We start from the raw sequence: 17,418 nt of genomic DNA, 5'->3' as shown, positions 1-17,418 counted from the left end.
ACAATAGTCGAGGCAAAGATCTTTTTAAGCTTCGCAGCGTATATGTGTATTCAATGTAACTTCATTACCGTAAAACTTATTTATTGCTACATTGGCAAAGAAGTATCCCACTCCGCCACCTATCACTGCACCTGCAGCTCCTAATGCTAACTTAGTACTCAATCCAACGCTAGTGCCTAATACTAATGGAAGAAAATATAATGTTAGTGCTAGTGCTAAAGCACAAGTTACTGTGGCTATTCCGATAATTGCCCATTTTCTTAATGAAAGGTTCAGTGGGTTATGTTTTGTATTGTCTGTAGGTTGTGGCTGAACTTCTAGCTGTGCACTATTGTGAGCGACATCTTCTTTAGGTATTTCTTGAGTTCTGCTAATTTCTTGTTGTTGAGCACCACCAGTTGCATCTGTAGGTTGTTGTTGAACTTCTAGTTGCGAGTAATTGTTCTTTCCATGAGCCTGCTTCTGAGTAGCACCACTTACTGTTGATTGTAAACCATTCTCCAGCATGGTGATCAATTCTTGTTTATTTTTTCCTTTTCTAGCCTTATCCAATGGAGATTGTCCTGTGTTATTTTTTATATTAACATCTGCCCCGTTTTTTATTAACAGTTTTGCTATTTCTGGAGCATTGAATAATGCAGCATTATGTAATGGAGTGTTTCCATGCTCATTTTTAGCATTTACATCAGCTTTTTTTTCTATTAAAAGCCGTACTAATTCTAAAATTTGTTTATATTTTTCGTGTTCCATTAGCGATACACAATAAGCTCCTTTTGCGATAGCAAAATGTAGAGCAGCTTCATTTTTAGGATAATCTCCTGTATTGTTCTTGTTTTTTATATTTACATTTGCACCATTGCTTATGAGCGCTTGAGCACCTTTTAAGTGACCATGATTTATTGCACTATGTAGTAAGAAGTAACCATCATAGGATCGAGCATTAGGATTCGCACCTTTTTGTATTAAATAGCTAACTATTTCATCACAAAAAAACGCATCAGTAATCGCAGAATATAATGGAGGTATGCCATTGCTTGTAGTATTGAGAATACTTTTTATTTCAAGTATATTCTCACCGCTCTCGCAAAGTAATTTTAATTGTTTTATATCGCGGTTTCTAATAGCACTAAAAATTTTTCTTGAAATGTCCATGTTTTATAATCTTGCTTTGATATATTTATTATATCTTAAATCATGCTAAAAAGCAATTAATATATTAGGAACTCTCTCTAATGTAGTTTGATTTTGTAGATATTAACTTACCTAAAGATTAATTTATTATACAATCAGAGTTGCAATTTTAAAATTTTATTAACCCTACTAACTCTCTCACTGCATTTATAGAGTTATCAAACATTTTTCGCTCATCATCGTCCATTTTAACTTCTAGGATCTTTTCAATTCCATTTTTGCCAATAATAACAGGGACACCAATGAATAAATCTTTTACTCCATATTCACCATTTAGGTAAACAGCGCATGGTAATATGCGCCTTTTATCTTTCAAATATGATTCTAGCATACATATAGCTGAAGATGCAGGTGAATAATATGCAGATCCAGATTTAAGCAAATCCACTATTTCCTTTCCACCATTACGAGTGCGCTCAACTATTTCATCGACTTTTTTTTGTGTAATTAAACCCATATCAATTATTTGGGTAAGCGGAATGCCAGCAACAGAGGCACAATTAATAAGCGGTACCATAGTGTCACCATGTCCACCAAGCACAAAAGCAGATATATCTTCAACAGAAATATTTAGTTCACTTGCAAGAAAATAACGAAAGCGTCCAGAATCAAGTACTCCAGCCATGCCAACAACCATATTAGTTGGAAGGTTTGAAAACTTGTGTACCACTGAAACCATAGCATCGAGTGGATTGGTAACCACTATTACAAACGCATTTGGTGAATATTTTTTAATATTTTCAGCAACATCTTTCATTACTGCAGCATTAGTTTGCAGAAGGTCATCTCTGCTCATCCCAGGTTTTCTAGCAATACCTGCTGTTATGATGATTGCATCAGAATTTTCTATATCTTTGTACTGATTAGTGCCAGTTAAATTAACATTGAACCCATCAATAGGAGCTGACTCTGCAATATCCAGTGCTTTACCTTGTGGAATTCCATCGCTAATATCAAGCAAAACAACATCACCAAGCTCCCTTAGTGCAATCATATGAGCAAGAGTGCCACCAATATTTCCTGCACCTATTAAAGATATTTTTTTTCTTTGTATTGTCATTATATACTCCTTTTATTTATTTTAATCAATAGTGGTGTCATGCAAGTAGCCTTTCTCTTGTCATCCCAGTAGCTGTACGAATGCTATGTTTCAAAGGCAATTTGGTTTCAGCTTCGTTTGTAATCCAAGTATCCATCACCTTGTCATCCCAGTAGCCCTTTTCCTGTCATCCCAGTGCGTGACACTGGGATCCAGGTATAAACATATTTGCAAATTATATAATAGGAAACGGACCATAGGAACATATATCAAAAACAACGTCCATGATGAAAATAAGATGGATCCCAGTGTCACGCACTGGGATGACAAAGAGAAGTGCTGGGATGACAAGGAAAAAAGCACTGGGATGACAGGGAAGAAAATACTGGATCCCAGTGTCACGCACTGGGATGACAAGAAAAAAAAGCACTGCGGTGAAAGGAAAAAAAGGCACTGTGATGACATTCGTGTGTGTTCTTGGGAAACCCTTATCATTTCTTACCTTCCCAAGGGGATAGGCTATCAAACGTACGGAAATCTTGTGGTAAGTCTATAGGATTGTACACAACTTTTTTTGCTTCTATATCGTACCTGACTTCCTCATAACCAGTAAGAGGAAAATCCTTGAGCATTGGATTACCTTTGAACCCGTAATCCGTAAGAATTCTACGCAGGTCTGGATGAGAAGAAAACTCTATTCCATACATATCAAACACTTCACGCTCAAACCACGAAGCCGTACTAAATATCTCCGATACGCTTGTAGGTATATCACCCTCGTATAATTGAAGCTTTACATAAACTCTAATATTATGCACAACGCTAAGTAGGTTATATATTAGCTCAAAACGTTTCTCTCTATCTGGATAGTCGACAGCAAAAATATCGACCAATAACTCAAATCTACATTTTTCATCATCACGTAGAAAGAGTAGGTGCTTTTCAATATCTCCAAGAGTCAAATGTGTTGCTATAGTGTACTCATCTACCTTAACACACTCACACTTAAGTTTTTTCTGTATATACTTTTTAATTTTATCCATGCTTAATATTTTCAGTGCGTTTTATTTTATTTTGTAAACATAAGAGTCCATACAGCAATGCCTCAGCAGTTGGTGGACACCCAGGAACATACACATCAACTGGTACAATTCTATCGCAACCTCGAACTACTGAATAAGAGTAATGGTAATAGCCACCACCATTTGCACAGCTTCCCATAGAAATAACATATTTTGGGTCTGCCATTTGATCATAAACTTTACGAAGTGCGGCTGCCATTTTATTAGTTAATGTACCGGCAACAATCATCACATCTGATTGGCGTGGACTCGCGCGAAACATTATGCCGTATCTGTCAAGATCATAACGGCTGGACGCAGTGTGCATCATCTCCACTGCGCAACATGCAAGACCAAATGTCATTGGCCACAAAGAACCAGATCTTGCCCAATTCATTACATAATCTGTCAAATCACCAAATTTAGTTATAAGAAATCCATCTTTTTTATAACGACCCCAGTCATCATTAGATAAAATTTGATCTGTCATAAATTTACTCCCATTCCAATGCACCTTTACACCACTCATAGATAAAACCTATAGTGAGTATTGCAAGAAATACCATCATAGACCAAAATCCATTGTAGCTTATCTTAGATAAAGACACAGCCCAAGGGAAAAGAAAAGCAATTTCTAAGTCGAATATTATAAATAATATTGAAACTAAGTAAAACTTAATATCAAAATTTTTTCTTGCGCTGGATAGTGGGTTGAAGCCACATTCATATGTGGAAAGTTTTTCACTATCTGGTTTGTTCACTGCAAGAAACATAGGTAGCACACCTAAAGCAAGAGATATTACAATTGATACACAGATAAAAACTACTATGGTTAAATATTCACTCATTTAACAAAATTCATATAATATTATGAATTTACATGCTTTCCTAATTTTTTACCACCTAAAATATGCACATGAAAATGCGGCACAACTTGCTCTCCATTTTCGCCGTGGTTAGTAACTAATCTATATCCTGTTTTTTCTAAATTATACTTATGTGCTATTTCTCTCACAGTCTTGAAAAAGCTGAGTACCTCTTTTTCAGGAGCTTTTAGAATGAAGTCGTCATATGAGATATACTGACCCTTTGGTATAACCAAGATGTGAACTGGGGCATCAGGATACTTATCATGAAACGCCAATACATCCTCATCCTCATGCACTTTCTCAGAAGGCAGCTCACCCCTTAATATTTGAGCAAAGATGTTGTTACTATCATAACCCATACAATATTACTGAAGGTCTTTACTTGCCAATGGTAGAACCTTTACTATTTTTAGGTGCTGTAGCCGATGGAAATGATACTTTACTACCACTTACATCTTCACAATTTGAAGCATCTTCCAATCCAATACCGAGCTCTTTTGCTTTCTCTTCTACACTCTGCGAAGCTCCAACTTCAGCCGCTTGATTGACTTGTGCATCACGACCATTAGACTTTCCTTTTAAATTCTCTATGTAATATGTTCCAAATGGAGTAGCCATTGCTCCTAACAGCGCAAGCTTTTCCTCTTCGCTTGTTAACTTTACATCAAACAAACCTTTAATTGAAACTTCCTTTAAAATTTCCTTTATATTAGCATTTATATCATTACTCATTATACTCCTCCTTAAATTATATACCAAAACCTTTTTGTTTTTCAGAATCTTGCGATTCAATTTTTTGTTCTTCTCTTTCTAGCAATTTTGCAGTTTCTTTACCACAACTTGCAGGTGGTCGTTGCTGCAAAGCTTCCGATAATTTTTTCAAATCTTCAGAGTTTATTCCAACGTTTTGCGGTGACTGCTTTTGACGTTCTTTTGCTTCTTCTATAGCTTTTCTTGCCGCTTCCCTACTGCTACCCACAGGAGGCTCCTTGGCAACCTCTTGTGGTTCAACTTTTTGCTTTTTGTGCAATTGCCCATCATCTTCTGATGATTCCAATGTTCTCTTACCAGAATTAACGAATGGTCCAGCCACCCTTAATATTTCTTCTTTTGAAGGCATATCGATAGGCTTCACAGCTCCTGATGATTGTCCACCCCTAGACCTTAAAGTATCTGATGAACTTGGATCTTGAACCTGGTCTTTAAGTTGTGTTACAACCTCTGATGCCTTTTTTTCAAGATCTTTCTTATGGTCACCATATCCTTGGTACAACTTCTCTGCAATACCGCTTGTTATTTTTGGATCTTCAGTAACAGACCTACCACCGGCTTTCATCACTGCTCCAATGCTAAGCTGAACTTCTTGAGCAATTCCTTTAAGAACAAGTCCTTTTATCTCTTTTTCACTCTTTCCTTTATTATCAGGATGGTCTTTAATATCGTTAATTATTTTTTCAACATCAATTTCAATTGAGACCTTATTTTGTCCACGGTCTATGGATATATTAGAATACTTACTGTTTTTATTGAATTCTTCTATTTCATCTAATTGCTTTTGAGTAAAATGAGCTATATCTCCAATAAGAGACCTCGGTGCTAGGAACGTTACCTTTCCTTTTTTATATCCTGTTATTTGAACATCAAGATCTTTACTAGATTGCGTCATGTCTATAGGTAAATTGAATTCCTCTTCTCCTTTAGGAATTGTCATACCAACAGCTTTCTTAACTGAAACAATTGCATCATGTTTTGCTTCAGCAGCTTTAACAAGTGGTTTTCTTATCGGGTAAATAAGAGCTTTAGGCACAAGAAGAAGCACTCTGCCTCCACCTTTTGCAACTGTTTTAGCTACACCGCCAACCTTAGCCCAGAAGGACTTTTTGTTTGGTTCATTTCCTACTTCTGCCATGATATACCCCCAAGGTACTTCCACAATTAAACGCTATAGTACGTTTAATTATAGCTGAAAATATTTAAACTTCTATATCCATTATAAGATGAAATTGTGGAGATTTCAAGTATTATTTATAGATTGTCTAAAACAATTGATATACTTGAGTTATTCTCAGTAAATAAGTCAAGCATAACATTAGGTATTCTACCATCAATTATGTGAGTGATTCCGGCACATTCTTCAACCATTCTAGTATAATCTGCAAGCCTTTCAATGAATCTTTCTCCTTTGATTTTGCCACAGTCAATTGATGCATTTAAATTTTTAACAGATATTTTCTTGTTGCCAATTTTATTCATTTCTTCATCTGTATCGCTAAAGATTATCATTTTAGACGCAGAAACTGCAATTGCTATTGCACTTGCAGCGCTGTCGGCATCTATATGATACGTTTCTCCATTTTTTCCATGACCAATAGGTGCAATAACTGGTATAAAATCTGATTCCTCAATAAAAAATAATATATCAGGATTTATTTCAGTTGGTCTTCCAATGAATCCCATATCTAATATTTTTTCGATGTTATTTGATCTATTTTCCCTCAGTGTAGCGGTTATTTTTTCAGCTTTCATCAGATTACCATCTTTTCCACAAAGCCCAATAGCTGAACCACCAGCAGAATTTATATGTTGAACAATTTTTTTGTTAACTGAACCACATAGCGCCATTTCAATGATTTTCATAGTATTTTTGTCTGTAAGTCTGATATCATTAACAAATTTACTATCCATACCAAGTATTTTTAGTACTGAGTTAATTTCATATTCTCCGTCATGAACTATTACTGGGTTTATACCAAGCTGCTTTAATAAAACGACATCATGAACAAAAAGGTTGAGCAATGTTTCATCTGAGATTGTTATGCCACCACATTTGATAACAAAAGTTTCACCTACAAAATTAGGAATGTTCGATAACACTTCAAGTAATATTTCTGCTTTTTGCTTAAACGGTACCTCACTCTTTGAAAATTCGCTACTTTTCATTTTTTTATCTTGTAAACCTGAAAAATTCATCTCTTACCTTGATTATTTTATGTTTGACACGAGTGCTTATTTGATGAAATGACACAGTTTCATTATTAATCCATTCTTGAGTATGTTGTACAATATCATCTAAGCTCTTTTGACTCACTTTATCTGTTTTTGTTAGCACGATGTTAAAGTTTATGTTGTTATATGTTAACCAATAAATAAAGTCTTTGTCTATTTCTTTTAATCCTACCTTACTATCTATCAGAACAAACACTCTTTTTAAGTTGCTTCTTTGAATCAAATAATATTCAACAAGCTTTAAATATTGTGCAATTTCTTCCTTGCCTGCGTAAGAATAGCCATAGCCTGGCAAATCAACAAGTCTAAATTTATCCTCATACATAGAGTAAAAATTTATTTGCCTAGTGCATCCAGGTTTAGATGAAACTCTGGCAGCTTTTTTGCTATTTATTAGCAAATTAATCAAACTGGATTTTCCTACATTTGATCTGCCAGCAAATGCGATTTCTGGAACTAATTCATTCGGTAATGATTTGATATCCGTAGCTCCAAATATAAAATTGCAGTTCGATGTTATTTGTTTTGCCATTATATTCAAGTGGAAGTATCAAAAGTAATAGATATAGTATAATGTTATTGCTTGATATAAGAAATTTTTTATTTCAGTATATATTACTTGCTTAAAATGAACAGTTGAAATATTAAATCTGTGTTATATGGATATAGAGAATAATTTACAAGACTTAAAGAAGAAATTTAATGATATAGATAGGAGATTGGAAAATCCTGGAAGCCTAAGTCAAAAGGAGTTCATCACCCTTTCAAAAGAATACTCTGAGCTCAGACCAATTATCAAAATAATCGATGAGTACGGCATTCTGAAAGAGGAAATTTCAGATTTAGATGAGATAATAAAAGATGAAAGTAGTGACCATGATATTAAAGAGTTAGCAAAAGAAGAATTTTTTGAAAAGCAAAAAGTATTATTACCAAAAGTCAAAGCAAAACTAAAACTAGCACTATTGCCCAAAGATGAGGACGATTCAAGAAATGCAATATTAGAAATCAGGGCCGGTACTGGTGGCGATGAAGCAGCATTATTTGCAGCAACCTTATATCGCATGTACCAAAGATATGCAGAAAGAAGAAATTGGAAATTCGAGCCGATTAGCATCTCCAATACAGGCATAGGAGGATATAAGGAAGCTTCAGCACTCATTAATGGAACAGAAGTTTTTGCAAGGCTAAAATTTGAGTCGGGAGTCCATAGAGTGCAGAGAGTGCCTGAAACTGAATCTTCTGGAAGGCTTCACACCTCTGCAGCTACTGTTGCAATATTACCTGAAGTAGAAGAAGTTGATTTCAAGATAGAAGAGAAAGACTTACGAATAGATGTCTATAGATCTAGCGGACCAGGTGGGCAGTCAGTGAATACAACTGATAGTGCAGTAAGAGTCACACACTTGCCAACAGGGATAGTGGTTATACAGCAAGATGAAAAATCGCAACACAAAAATAAAGCTAAGGCACTAAAAGTCTTGAGAGCAAGGCTATACGAGATTGAAAGGCAAAAAAGGGAGCTGGAAAGATCAACAATCAGAAAAAGTCAAATTGGCTCTGGAGATCGATCTGAACGTATAAGAACGTATAATTTTCCACAATCAAGACTCACTGATCACAGAATTAATTTCACTTCGCATAGGCTAGAGCAGATTGTCAAAGAAGGCGAATTAGATGAGTTTATTGAGGCGCTAATTTCACGTAATGAAGCACAAAGGTTGGCTGGGGAAAGTTAATAGAACTTTTGCATAAGTTTTATAACATGCTAACAAGCTTGCTATTTTGATTGTCCCGCATTTATTGCATCAACTTTTGGATGATTTACAGTAGTACTTTGTTTTTTGTCTGCTAATTCCCATATATTATTAGAAGGATTAAGCACAACTTGTTTATTACTTTTCTCCAAAATAAAATCGGCTTTCAATGCTTCCTCTATACCTTTTACATCTAATTGCTGCCAGAAATAGAGTGCATTATGCGTGATAGAAGCATCATGACGCTTAATAAAATAGAGTGCTCGGCTATCGATTATTGTTTTTATTGCGTTCATATCTTGAGCTGTATCAATTCTATTTCTCACACCATCTGATGATTTTTTATAAAGAGGATTTGATTTTATTATTTCTTTTGCATATTTTAGATATTCTTTATTTAAATTATCAACTATTTTATTCGCACTAGCTGTTTTTTCTTTTTCGTCTATAGCTTTACTAATTCTATCTCTTTCACCTTTAATAAAGCTTCTTGCATCATTTTTGCTTATTTTTCCTTCCTGTAATTTTTTATTTTCTACAAGCCTTTTCAAAATTCTTATCTCATTCTCTAATGGCTCAAGTTGTTTTATTGCATCTTCTAGTTTCTCTAATTCCTTTTCTTCTTTATTGCCATTCTCATCTATTTCATCAAACTGAAGACCTTTAAAACCTTCTTTTTGCAAGATCTCTTGCTGCTTCTCATCCTGAATTTTCAATTGTGCTAATATTTCTTCTTGTCTTGACTTGATACCACCGTGTAAAGCATTAAAGGTTTGAACAATATCGTCTAAGTCTTGACTTAGTTTTTCTATTGGCTGCTTGGTGTTATCTAATCCTGTACGGATAGTTTTTATCTTTGAACTTAGCTCGTTTAGCTTGTCACTTATCATGTTTTTTTTAGTCTTTGTCATATCAACTTCCTGAATGCTTTTATACTAATATATTAATATGAATTATTAAGCATAAGTATTAATTTGTCAATATTTTAAATAGAGCCAAAAAATCATATTTACTGAAAGTTTACTTAAACACCGCTTTTTAATTAAGCAATTTTGCTATTAAGGCTTCCTATCACGTCAATTTTTTCTCCACGCTTTTTAAAGTGATCTTCTACATCTTCCATACTTTCAGGATCTACAATTAAAACCATGCCAATACCACAATTGAATGTCCTTAGCATTTCTTTTTTTTGTACTTTGCCTTCTTTCATTAGCCATGAAAATATTTCAGGCCATTTCCAGGAATCAATATCTATGTTTGCAAATAAACCTTCAGGAAGAATTCGCGAGATATTGTCTACTAACCCTCCGCCTGTGATGTGTGCAATTCCTTTTGCCTTTTGCATTATGGGTAACAGAGAATCAACATATATTTTTGTTGGCTCGAGTAATACTGTGCTCCATGATTTATTATCCCATGGAGATTGTTCATTATAATTTATATCCAAGTTTTTGAAAATATGACGTACTAAAGAAAACCCATTTGAGTGTATTCCAGTTGATTCTAAACCAACTATATAATCACCTTCTTTCATAGCATTACAATTTGGAAGAATTTGCTTTTTATCAACTACACCAACTACAAATCCTGCAAGGTCATAGTGATTATTACCATACATTCCAGGCATTTCAGCAGTTTCTCCGCCAACCAATGCTATTTTAGCTTGCTTGCACCCTTCTGCGATGCTACGCACTACAGATAATAACACGTCTTTACCTAAAACACCTGTTGCAAAATAATCGAGGAAAAATAAAGGTGTTGCTCCTTGTGCAAGTAAGTCATTTACACACATTGCAACCAGGTCTATGCCTATAGTATCATGCTTGTTTACCTCTTGGGCTATTAATAATTTTGTACCTACTCCATCTGTTGAGGAAACAAGAACTGGATGATCATACTTCTTAGCTAATGCAGCAAAGTCAAACAATGCAGAAAATGAGCCAACTTCACTTATTACTTCTTCCCTGTTAGTTTCTTGAGCAATAGGCTTGACTTCCTTTATTAGTTTATTATATAATTCAAGATCTATTCCTGATTTGGCATAAGTGCTCATAACCCTTTTATAAATTATTAATACTATATTAATGCCTTAGTGCAAAAAATGCAACGAAACTTTCTAGCAATTGACTATCATATGCCTACCGATATAGGGTAACTTAAATTTTGTCATCATTTATAATCATCAAATGAACAAAGATATCAAAAACACAGTGTTAATAATGGAGTTGTTATCAGGGCGTCTACTTCATGACTTTGCGAACTCTATGAGTGGAATAATGTCCAGCGTAGAAGAGTTTGAAACAGGTGATAAGAATGATGCTGATGCGCAAAAGGACGCATTTTCATTACTTAAAGAAAGTTCCGATGATTTGATGTCTAAACATAAAGTAATGAAGCAGGCATATTCTTCTTCAGGAGATAATAGTAGCTTTGATCTGACTAAATCAAATATCAAAAATTATTTAAAAAAAAAATAGAACTCACATGGGAGACAAGTACCTCAAACTCTATGGAGCTCAGCACCGATCTAGTTGAAAAGATAAATAAAATAATTTCTAATATGGTGCTAACTATATCAAGTGCTGTAGCGGGAGTTGAACAAATGTCTATTTCATTGAGTAGAGCAGACGATAAAACGCTGTTAACCATAAAAATTTCTAATGAACATAAGCAACTTAGCAGATCATTAATAGAGAAATTAACTAAAAAAAGTGAAATCGATTTAAATGCAAAAGACATCAATATTTATCTAACCTCTTTACTATTAGATCATTATAATGCAAAAATGAATTGTATTTGTGAAAATAATCTGCTGGAAATAGGTTTAGTTATAGCTTGAGGTAACTTGACTTTATTCGGTTCATATCTCAAATTATATTGAGTGGCACGAATGGTCTTATGGCAACAAATCTATTACAAGGTAAAAAAGGATTAATAACTGGAATAATAAATAAGAGGTCAATAGCGTACGGCATAGCAAAAACGCTTTCAGAGTATGGAGCAGAATTTGCTATTACTTACCAGAATGAAACAATAAAGGAAAAATTATTACCTATAGCAGAGGAGTTCCAAATTGATGAAAAGCTGCTGCTCAAGTGTGATGTTTCAAATGAAGAAACAATAGATGAAGCTTTTAAGACAATAAAAAAGGAATGGGAAAGTATTGATTTCCTGGTGCATGCAATAGCATTTTCCGATAAAAATGAATTAAATGGTAAGTATGTTAACACTTCACTGAATAATTTCTTAAGTGCAATGCATATATCATGCTATTCTTTCACCGCTTTAGCGCAAAGAGCTGAAAAGATGATGGAAAATGGAGGTAGCCTGCTTACTTTATCTTACTATGGTGCTGAAAAAGTTATGCCAAACTACAATGTTATGGGTTTATGTAAAGCTGCACTTGAAGCAAGTGTAAAATATTTAGCATGCGACTTAGGGACACAAAACGTAAGAGTAAATGCCATTTCTGCTGGTCCTATCAGGACATTAGCGTCCTCGGGAATAAGTGATTTTCATTCCATTTCAGAATGGAACAGAAACAACTCACCACTCAGACGCAACACCACTATTGAAGATGTAGGAAAAGCAGCTCTATATCTACTAAGCGACTTAAGCAGTGGTACCACAGGAGAAATTTTGCACGTTGATTCAGGATATAATGTGGTTGGAATGAAAGTAGTTGAAACTGATAAAGTGGAAGACTAGAAAAAAAATTGCAACAGTGAGCTTTTTGAGCCTTACGTTAAAAATATACTAGTTCAGAATTGAATTCTGGACGAACAGTAATCCTCGACAATAGACTTCTTGCAAATTTGAAGGCAAAAATGCGAAAAATGGTGTCATTCCAGTGCGTGACACACAGATGTACAAATATCTCGTGAAGCGATAGGACTTGTGTTAAGTATCAACTACTGGTGTCATCCCAGTGCTTCGACACTGGGATCCATTTTGCAGTATATAGCTAACTAAAATAAGCTTTCCCTAGACTGGATTTTATGATAATAAAGGCATGTTGAATAAAAAGCAGAGGTTAAAAATGCCAAAACCATACAGCGAAGATTTACGTGAACGTGTTTTAAAAGTGGTAGATGAGAAAAAAATGAGCATGAAAGCTGTGAGTGAGATGTTCAGTATTGACAGAAAAACACTGTATTGGTGGAGAAAAAGAAGGGAAGAAACTGGAAGCGTAAAGCCAGCCTATGGCTACCAAACAGGTCATAGGAGCAAGATTAAAGACATGGGCAGTTTTTTTAAATTTCTGGAAGATAATCAAGATGTTACGACTGATAAAGTAATTGAAAAATTTGGGAATATGTGCAAAGAGACAGCATACAATTATCTAAAAAAAGCTGGCTATACATATAAAAAAAACCTTTCTTTATCAAGAGAGAGATGAAGGAAAACGTAAAGAATTCAAAGAAAAAGTAGCTAAAATAAACAAAGAAAACCTGGTATTTATAGATGAATCTGGAATTGATGACAACGAATTTTACGCATATGGATGGGCTCCGAAAGGGAAGAGATTGTTTGCTGAAAAACCTGCATTTAAGAAGAAAAGGATCAGTATTATTGGAGCTTTAAATCAGGGAAAAGTTGGTGCACCATGTGCATTTGAGGGATATTGCAACAGTGAACTTTTTGAGGCTTATGTTGAAAATATACTAATTCCTGAATTGAAAATTGGACAGACAGTCATCCTTGATAATGCAAGCTTCCATAAGTCCGTAAAAATTAGAAAACTGATTGAGAATGTAGGGTGTAACGTATTGTTTTTACCGCCATATTCACCGGATTTGAATCCTTACTTTTACCCATAACTTTGAGAAGTTATTATGTGAAGCATAACCATGCTCTCTCTAAGATTTTCATAGCCTCGCCATAGAGTCATACTTCCTGGTAAATTATCACCTTTTCTATTCATAAACCCACCTAATTTTCCTAACCAAATAATAGCTTGTTTTATGTTTGGAGGTTCTTCGGGCAATGTGGCCACTTGATGCTCACGTATGTAAAGAGCTTTCCACTCTTCATTGCTTAGAACCTTAGTGCAAGCCTCCATAGGATGCGATAAAGCCACTTTTGTTAAATATAAAATTTTAAATGTAATAATGCTCTTTATAGCAATTAATTTCTGTAGCCTTTCCTTTGTAGTTAAACGAGAGCTTTCTATTTTACATCCTGATTTTAAAATTCTAAAGTATTCTTCAATTTTCCATCGTAGCTTATACCAATTTATCCTTTCTATGGCATCTAAAGTGCTATTAACTGGTACATTAGTTAACAAAGTCCAATCGATAGCTTCAACTCCTTTAGGAGGATCCATTTCCTTTGCGCTTACCACATATACAGCGACTTTATCACTTATTTTATGTGCTGTATCTTTTGACCCATAAATGTAAGGCGCTCTGATAGGTATATAGCCTTTCATATATTTTACTTCAATATTTGCTTTTCTTGACTTCTGGTGCCCGTTTTTAGCAACTTCCAAGACGATTTTCTCTTTTACCGGAAGTTGAGCTATGCGTGTTTGCAAATCTGTTTTTCCCTCTTCAGTACAGATAAATTTTCTATTAGCTCGGTTACGGATTACATAAAAACTACCCAATGATTCAGCTATCCATAAAAATTTGAAGATATCTGCTTCCCTATCACCAAGAGTGACAAGTTGTACATCTTTGGAAACGTTATTTATGGTTTCTTTTAGTGCTGCTATCCACTTATAACTTTCTTTCTCCTCTATAGAAGTACGGTATTTCCTATTTGCTTTTTCTTTTGCTGTTTCTTCTTTTCTAGCGGGACGCGCCCAGCACTGTTGAGAAGATAAACCTAAAGGTAATCCTTCTTTACTGACCATTAAGGCACTATGCAGCAGCAAACCCTTTTTATGCTTTGTATAAGCTTTAGAAATACTGCCTAGCCCTTTGGTATTTATATGAGAGTCAAAATCCAAATAACTAGTATCTTGGATTGAAAATATAAGCTTATTTCCTTTTATCCTTTCCGCTGTTTCTTTATGATGAGAAGAATAAATTTTCTCGGCCTCAAGCTTTTCATTACTAAACAACCTGTACGCGCCCTTAGCTTCTTTCCATCCACCACAACTTTGATTAATTGATCCAGATGCCTTACGCTCTATAAGATAACTTGTTGTAATAAGCCTCTTATTAAGCCTTATATCTCCCAGATTAACATGTCTCAACTCTCTTTCTAGCCATTTGTCCCCTAAGCTATCAGTATATTGCGTATTTGTATTTACTCCGTACATTTTTAAACCCTTTATCAAATATATGAATTTGCTATTTTACTAGCTTTTTTATATTTGTGGGTAAAAGTAAGATTTGAATCCAATTGAGCATTTTTGGTTTGCAATTAAACATGCTGTGAGAAAAATACTGCCAATTTTCTGGCCAGATGTTAACGCTGCTATTGATTTTATTTTTCAAAAATCGGGGAAAGCTTATCTGTGTTAGCTATAACTTCCCTAAAAACACTGTGTTTAGTATGAAGTAAGCTATTTTTATTGTTATCCATTATCCGTGTATTTGTTTTCTAGTATAGTAATTAAGTGCTGGATCCAAGTGTCTGGGCACTGGGATTGTAAAGGTCAACTAATTCGATGACAAAAATGTTAAGATAAAAGAAACATTTTTGAGGGAGTTAGGTATGAGAAGAAACACAGAAGATAAAACTTTAGAGAGAAATTACCAAAGTAAATGGAGATTTTTGATCAAAGAATATGAGCAAACAAAGGCAAAAAAGCATCCATTTTATAGATTTGTAGGCGATTTTTATCACGCTAATGGAATCAACAGACAAACATTCTGTAAATATTATAATAGGTATAGAAATAGCGGATTAGAAAAAGAGTTTTTACCAAGAAAAAGAGGTCCAAGATGGGAAAGTAGAAGAACAGATATTGAAATAGAAAAAGCAGTTATAGAGGAGCGGAAAAAAGGGATAAATAAATATGAAATTTGTGCTATACTAGCAAAAAAGTTGGGCAACAAAACACCTTCTCCATCTGGTATATATAATATTATTAAGAGAGCCGGCATGAATAAGTTGAGCACAAAAGAAAAAGAGGTGAAGAGAAAGATAATCAGGGAAAAAGCTGGAGAATTGGCACATATAGACTGTCATTATTTGAGTAAAGATATGATAATAAATGAGAGCAAAAGATACTATTTAGTGTGTGTAATAGACGATGCAAGCCGTATAGCATGGGCAGAAGTTTTAGAAAATATTCAGAGTCTGAATGTAATGTTTGCAGTGCTCAGATGTTTTAATTATATAAAGCAAAGTTACAGTATTCAGTTCAAAGAAGTAATGACAGACAATGGACCAGAGTTTGCATCAAGAAGTAATTTGGATGGACATCCATTTGAAAGAATGTTAGTTGAAATTGGCTTAAAGCATTTATATACAAGGCCATATAGACCACAAACAAATGGAAAAGTAGAGCGCTTTTGGCGGACTTTAAATGATGATTTGATTGAGGGAACAACGTTTGAGACCGTTCAAGAATTTAAGGATGAATTGTTTAGATATTTAATTTATTACAATGAACACAGGCCGCATCAAGCTCTTGGAGGTATTACTCCTTTGAGCTTTTTGCAAAATTTGTCAATGAATTAGTTGACCTTTACAGGGATGACAGAAAGAGGATACAGGAATGACAGAAGGAGGGCTACTGAGATGAAAGAAGGAGAGCTACTTGCATGACAGATGGTTTTGCAGGTTTATTTTTCAGAAATCGATGAAATCTTATCTGTCTTAGCTATATATTCACAATTTTAAATCGAGGTATTGTTATGCCAAATAACTTCAATTTTACTAAAGAATTTTTTAACCATTATGATGCAAATAGTACATTAGATGATATACAAAGATATTATATTCTATGGAAATCAGTTATAGCTCAGGCAATGATTGATTCAGCAAGCAATTGTAAAAAAACAGGGAGTGTGGTAGAAAAACGTAAAGCGATTTCTTGGTTATCAGACTTTAGTCAAGACTTTGTACATACGTGTATATTAGCAAATTATGACCCGGTCTATGTAAAAAATAAAATACAGCCGATTTTAAAACGCAAGACTGAAAAATTAGATAGGGATTTAGTATATTCTCAATGAGATCTATTTTTTTCACCGAAAAAGATACTGTGCAATCTTTTATCTATAGCTTGTTCTATATCTTGTATTAATAATTGCTTTATCATCTTTACTTTCTGTTTTGCATCTTCATCATGATTGTAACTGCTATAATTATTACTTTTACTGTAACTATTGCTACTGGATTTACTGAAATCATTACTCTTTTTTCCTCTAATGGATTTTAATATTCGTATTATTATTTGTTTCATAAAAGGCCTCCAATTTATGCTAAGAATTGATTTATATAAGAGATACGGTGTAACGAACGCTACCGATATTCTGAAAGAGATTCCATAACTCAAGCCATCTTTATTTTCCCAATACCACTTGAAATATTGA

Annotated in this window: 23 protein-coding genes; 8 read left to right on the top strand and 15 right to left on the bottom strand. The window is 34.3% G+C overall.

The features are described from left to right. Positions 1-24 precede the first annotated feature (24 nt). From ASM33_RS04580 to yihA, 11 genes are all read right to left on the bottom strand, one after another. Positions 25-1,152, bottom strand: a complete 1,128-nt coding sequence (locus tag ASM33_RS04580) for an ankyrin repeat domain-containing protein (RefSeq protein ID WP_110410180.1) — start codon at positions 1,150-1,152, stop codon at positions 25-27. A gap of 148 nt (positions 1,153-1,300) precedes the next feature. Further along, positions 1,301-2,251 (bottom strand): malate dehydrogenase, encoded by a 951-nt coding sequence (mdh, locus tag ASM33_RS04575; RefSeq protein WP_110410181.1) that lies wholly within the window; start codon positions 2,249-2,251, stop codon positions 1,301-1,303. A 214-nt stretch (positions 2,252-2,465) separates the two neighbouring features. Beyond that, complete coding sequence (locus tag ASM33_RS08470) at positions 2,466-2,660, bottom strand: hypothetical protein (protein WP_162297593.1); 195 nt, start codon at positions 2,658-2,660, stop codon at positions 2,466-2,468. 61 nt (positions 2,661-2,721) lie between these two features. Next, positions 2,722-3,273 (bottom strand): NADH-quinone oxidoreductase subunit C, encoded by a 552-nt coding sequence (locus ASM33_RS04570; RefSeq protein ID WP_110410182.1) that lies wholly within the window; start codon positions 3,271-3,273, stop codon positions 2,722-2,724. Further along, positions 3,266-3,781 carry a NuoB/complex I 20 kDa subunit family protein gene (locus tag ASM33_RS04565; RefSeq protein ID WP_110410183.1) on the bottom strand — a complete coding sequence of 172 codons (516 nt, stop codon included), beginning with the start codon at positions 3,779-3,781 and terminating at the stop codon, positions 3,266-3,268. The genes ASM33_RS04570 and ASM33_RS04565 overlap by 8 nt, the downstream gene beginning before the upstream one ends. A 4-nt stretch (positions 3,782-3,785) precedes the next feature. Continuing rightward, positions 3,786-4,139 carry an NADH-quinone oxidoreductase subunit A gene (locus ASM33_RS04560; RefSeq protein ID WP_110410184.1) on the bottom strand — a complete coding sequence of 118 codons (354 nt, stop codon included), beginning with the start codon at positions 4,137-4,139 and terminating at the stop codon, positions 3,786-3,788. 20 nt (positions 4,140-4,159) lie between these two features. Continuing rightward, entirely contained in the window at positions 4,160-4,519 is a 360-nt protein-coding gene (locus ASM33_RS04555; RefSeq protein ID WP_110410185.1) for an HIT domain-containing protein, read from the bottom strand. Between the two features lie 19 nt (positions 4,520-4,538). Then, the gene (locus ASM33_RS04550; RefSeq protein WP_110410186.1) at positions 4,539-4,892 is read right to left on the bottom strand and encodes a hypothetical protein; all 354 of its coding nucleotides are present in this window, start codon (positions 4,890-4,892) and stop codon (positions 4,539-4,541) included. Between the two features lie 16 nt (positions 4,893-4,908). Further along, a complete protein-coding gene (locus ASM33_RS04545) occupies positions 4,909-6,069 on the bottom strand; it encodes a hypothetical protein (RefSeq protein ID WP_110410187.1) in 1,161 nt (386 codons plus the stop codon). Between the two features lie 116 nt (positions 6,070-6,185). Further along, entirely contained in the window at positions 6,186-7,100 is a 915-nt protein-coding gene (argB, locus tag ASM33_RS04540; RefSeq protein WP_110410587.1) for an acetylglutamate kinase, read from the bottom strand. 4 nt (positions 7,101-7,104) lie between these two features. Next, positions 7,105-7,698 carry a ribosome biogenesis GTP-binding protein YihA/YsxC gene (gene yihA, locus ASM33_RS04535; protein ID WP_110410188.1) on the bottom strand — a complete coding sequence of 198 codons (594 nt, stop codon included), beginning with the start codon at positions 7,696-7,698 and terminating at the stop codon, positions 7,105-7,107. 127 nt (positions 7,699-7,825) lie between these two features. Here yihA and prfA point away from each other — a divergent pair, with 127 nt between their 5' ends. Then, entirely contained in the window at positions 7,826-8,905 is a 1,080-nt protein-coding gene (gene prfA / locus ASM33_RS04530) for a peptide chain release factor 1 (RefSeq protein WP_110410189.1), read from the top strand. Positions 8,906-8,946: 41 nt separating this feature from the next. On the opposite strand, the gene ASM33_RS04525 is transcribed toward prfA, so the two are convergent. Next, entirely contained in the window at positions 8,947-9,834 is an 888-nt protein-coding gene (locus tag ASM33_RS04525; protein ID WP_110410190.1) for a hypothetical protein, read from the bottom strand. 131 nt (positions 9,835-9,965) lie between these two features. Beyond that, positions 9,966-10,976, bottom strand: a complete 1,011-nt coding sequence (gene purM, locus ASM33_RS04520; protein ID WP_110410191.1) for a phosphoribosylformylglycinamidine cyclo-ligase — start codon at positions 10,974-10,976, stop codon at positions 9,966-9,968. A gap of 133 nt (positions 10,977-11,109) precedes the next feature. Between purM and ASM33_RS04515 the strand changes: the two genes are divergently transcribed. The 5 genes from ASM33_RS04515 to ASM33_RS04495 all read left to right on the top strand — a co-directional run bounded on the left by ASM33_RS04515 (position 11,110) and on the right by ASM33_RS04495 (position 13,743). After that, positions 11,110-11,400: a hypothetical protein gene (locus tag ASM33_RS04515; RefSeq protein WP_110410192.1), complete on the top strand. Its 291-nt coding sequence runs from the start codon at positions 11,110-11,112 to the stop codon at positions 11,398-11,400. A gap of 32 nt (positions 11,401-11,432) precedes the next feature. Continuing rightward, positions 11,433-11,762, top strand: coding sequence for a histidine phosphotransferase family protein (locus tag ASM33_RS04510; RefSeq protein ID WP_157956380.1), 330 nt, complete (start codon positions 11,433-11,435; stop codon positions 11,760-11,762). Positions 11,763-11,821: 59 nt separating this feature from the next. Further along, positions 11,822-12,631 carry an enoyl-ACP reductase FabI gene (locus ASM33_RS04505; RefSeq protein ID WP_110410193.1) on the top strand — a complete coding sequence of 270 codons (810 nt, stop codon included), beginning with the start codon at positions 11,822-11,824 and terminating at the stop codon, positions 12,629-12,631. Positions 12,632-12,962: 331 nt separating this feature from the next. Continuing rightward, on the top strand, positions 12,963-13,322 hold the full coding sequence (locus ASM33_RS04500; protein WP_157956363.1) for an IS630 transposase-related protein: 360 nt from the start codon (positions 12,963-12,965) through the stop codon (positions 13,320-13,322). Next, positions 13,276-13,743 carry an IS630 family transposase gene (locus tag ASM33_RS04495; RefSeq protein ID WP_110409220.1) on the top strand — a complete coding sequence of 156 codons (468 nt, stop codon included), beginning with the start codon at positions 13,276-13,278 and terminating at the stop codon, positions 13,741-13,743. The genes ASM33_RS04500 and ASM33_RS04495 overlap by 47 nt, the downstream gene beginning before the upstream one ends. Here ASM33_RS04495 and ASM33_RS04490 read toward each other — a convergent pair. Next, complete coding sequence (locus tag ASM33_RS04490) at positions 13,734-15,209, bottom strand: IS4 family transposase (protein WP_157956338.1); 1,476 nt, start codon at positions 15,207-15,209, stop codon at positions 13,734-13,736. The genes ASM33_RS04495 and ASM33_RS04490 overlap by 10 nt on opposite strands. A gap of 365 nt (positions 15,210-15,574) precedes the next feature. Between ASM33_RS04490 and ASM33_RS04485 the strand changes: the two genes are divergently transcribed. Further along, on the top strand, positions 15,575-16,561 hold the full coding sequence (locus tag ASM33_RS04485) for an integrase core domain-containing protein (RefSeq protein ID WP_157956349.1): 987 nt from the start codon (positions 15,575-15,577) through the stop codon (positions 16,559-16,561). Between the two features lie 176 nt (positions 16,562-16,737). Further along, a complete protein-coding gene (locus tag ASM33_RS04480) occupies positions 16,738-17,058 on the top strand; it encodes a hypothetical protein (RefSeq protein ID WP_110410194.1) in 321 nt (106 codons plus the stop codon). Here the strand turns inward: ASM33_RS04480 and ASM33_RS08710 are convergent. Then, entirely contained in the window at positions 17,052-17,288 is a 237-nt protein-coding gene (locus ASM33_RS08710) for a hypothetical protein (RefSeq protein ID WP_237342874.1), read from the bottom strand. The two genes, ASM33_RS04480 and ASM33_RS08710, sit on opposite strands and share 7 nt — an antisense overlap. Positions 17,289-17,418 lie beyond the last annotated feature (130 nt).

It is taken from the genome of Wolbachia endosymbiont of Folsomia candida (assembly GCF_001931755.2).
Taxonomy (GTDB): domain Bacteria; phylum Pseudomonadota; class Alphaproteobacteria; order Rickettsiales; family Anaplasmataceae; genus Wolbachia.
Note: the sequence above shows the minus strand (reverse complement) of the source record. Positions and strands in the feature narration are given on the sequence as shown.

Coding starts and splice junctions, on each gene's coding strand:
- ASM33_RS04480 (WP_110410194.1), top strand. CDS start 16,738: ATGCCAAATAACTTCAATTTTACTAAAGAATTTTTTAACCATTATGAT.
- ASM33_RS04505 (WP_110410193.1), top strand. CDS start 11,822: ATGGCAACAAATCTATTACAAGGTAAAAAAGGATTAATAACTGGAATA.
- ASM33_RS04515 (WP_110410192.1), top strand. CDS start 11,110: ATGAACAAAGATATCAAAAACACAGTGTTAATAATGGAGTTGTTATCA.
- ASM33_RS04525 (WP_110410190.1), bottom strand. CDS start 9,834: ATGACAAAGACTAAAAAAAACATGATAAGTGACAAGCTAAACGAGCTA.
- ASM33_RS04500 (WP_157956363.1), top strand. CDS start 12,963: ATGCCAAAACCATACAGCGAAGATTTACGTGAACGTGTTTTAAAAGTG.
- ASM33_RS04555 (WP_110410185.1), bottom strand. CDS start 4,519: ATGGGTTATGATAGTAACAACATCTTTGCTCAAATATTAAGGGGTGAG.
- ASM33_RS04510 (WP_157956380.1), top strand. CDS start 11,433: ATGGAGCTCAGCACCGATCTAGTTGAAAAGATAAATAAAATAATTTCT.
- ASM33_RS04580 (WP_110410180.1), bottom strand. CDS start 1,152: ATGGACATTTCAAGAAAAATTTTTAGTGCTATTAGAAACCGCGATATA.
- ASM33_RS04570 (WP_110410182.1), bottom strand. CDS start 3,273: ATGGATAAAATTAAAAAGTATATACAGAAAAAACTTAAGTGTGAGTGT.
- purM (WP_110410191.1), bottom strand. CDS start 10,976: ATGAGCACTTATGCCAAATCAGGAATAGATCTTGAATTATATAATAAA.
- argB (WP_110410587.1), bottom strand. CDS start 7,100: ATGAAAAGTAGCGAATTTTCAAAGAGTGAGGTACCGTTTAAGCAAAAA.
- ASM33_RS08710 (WP_237342874.1), bottom strand. CDS start 17,288: ATGAAACAAATAATAATACGAATATTAAAATCCATTAGAGGAAAAAAG.
- yihA (WP_110410188.1), bottom strand. CDS start 7,698: ATGGCAAAACAAATAACATCGAACTGCAATTTTATATTTGGAGCTACG.
- ASM33_RS04545 (WP_110410187.1), bottom strand. CDS start 6,069: ATGGCAGAAGTAGGAAATGAACCAAACAAAAAGTCCTTCTGGGCTAAG.
- mdh (WP_110410181.1), bottom strand. CDS start 2,251: ATGACAATACAAAGAAAAAAAATATCTTTAATAGGTGCAGGAAATATT.
- ASM33_RS04560 (WP_110410184.1), bottom strand. CDS start 4,139: ATGAGTGAATATTTAACCATAGTAGTTTTTATCTGTGTATCAATTGTA.
- ASM33_RS04550 (WP_110410186.1), bottom strand. CDS start 4,892: ATGAGTAATGATATAAATGCTAATATAAAGGAAATTTTAAAGGAAGTT.
- ASM33_RS04565 (WP_110410183.1), bottom strand. CDS start 3,781: ATGACAGATCAAATTTTATCTAATGATGACTGGGGTCGTTATAAAAAA.
- prfA (WP_110410189.1), top strand. CDS start 7,826: ATGGATATAGAGAATAATTTACAAGACTTAAAGAAGAAATTTAATGAT.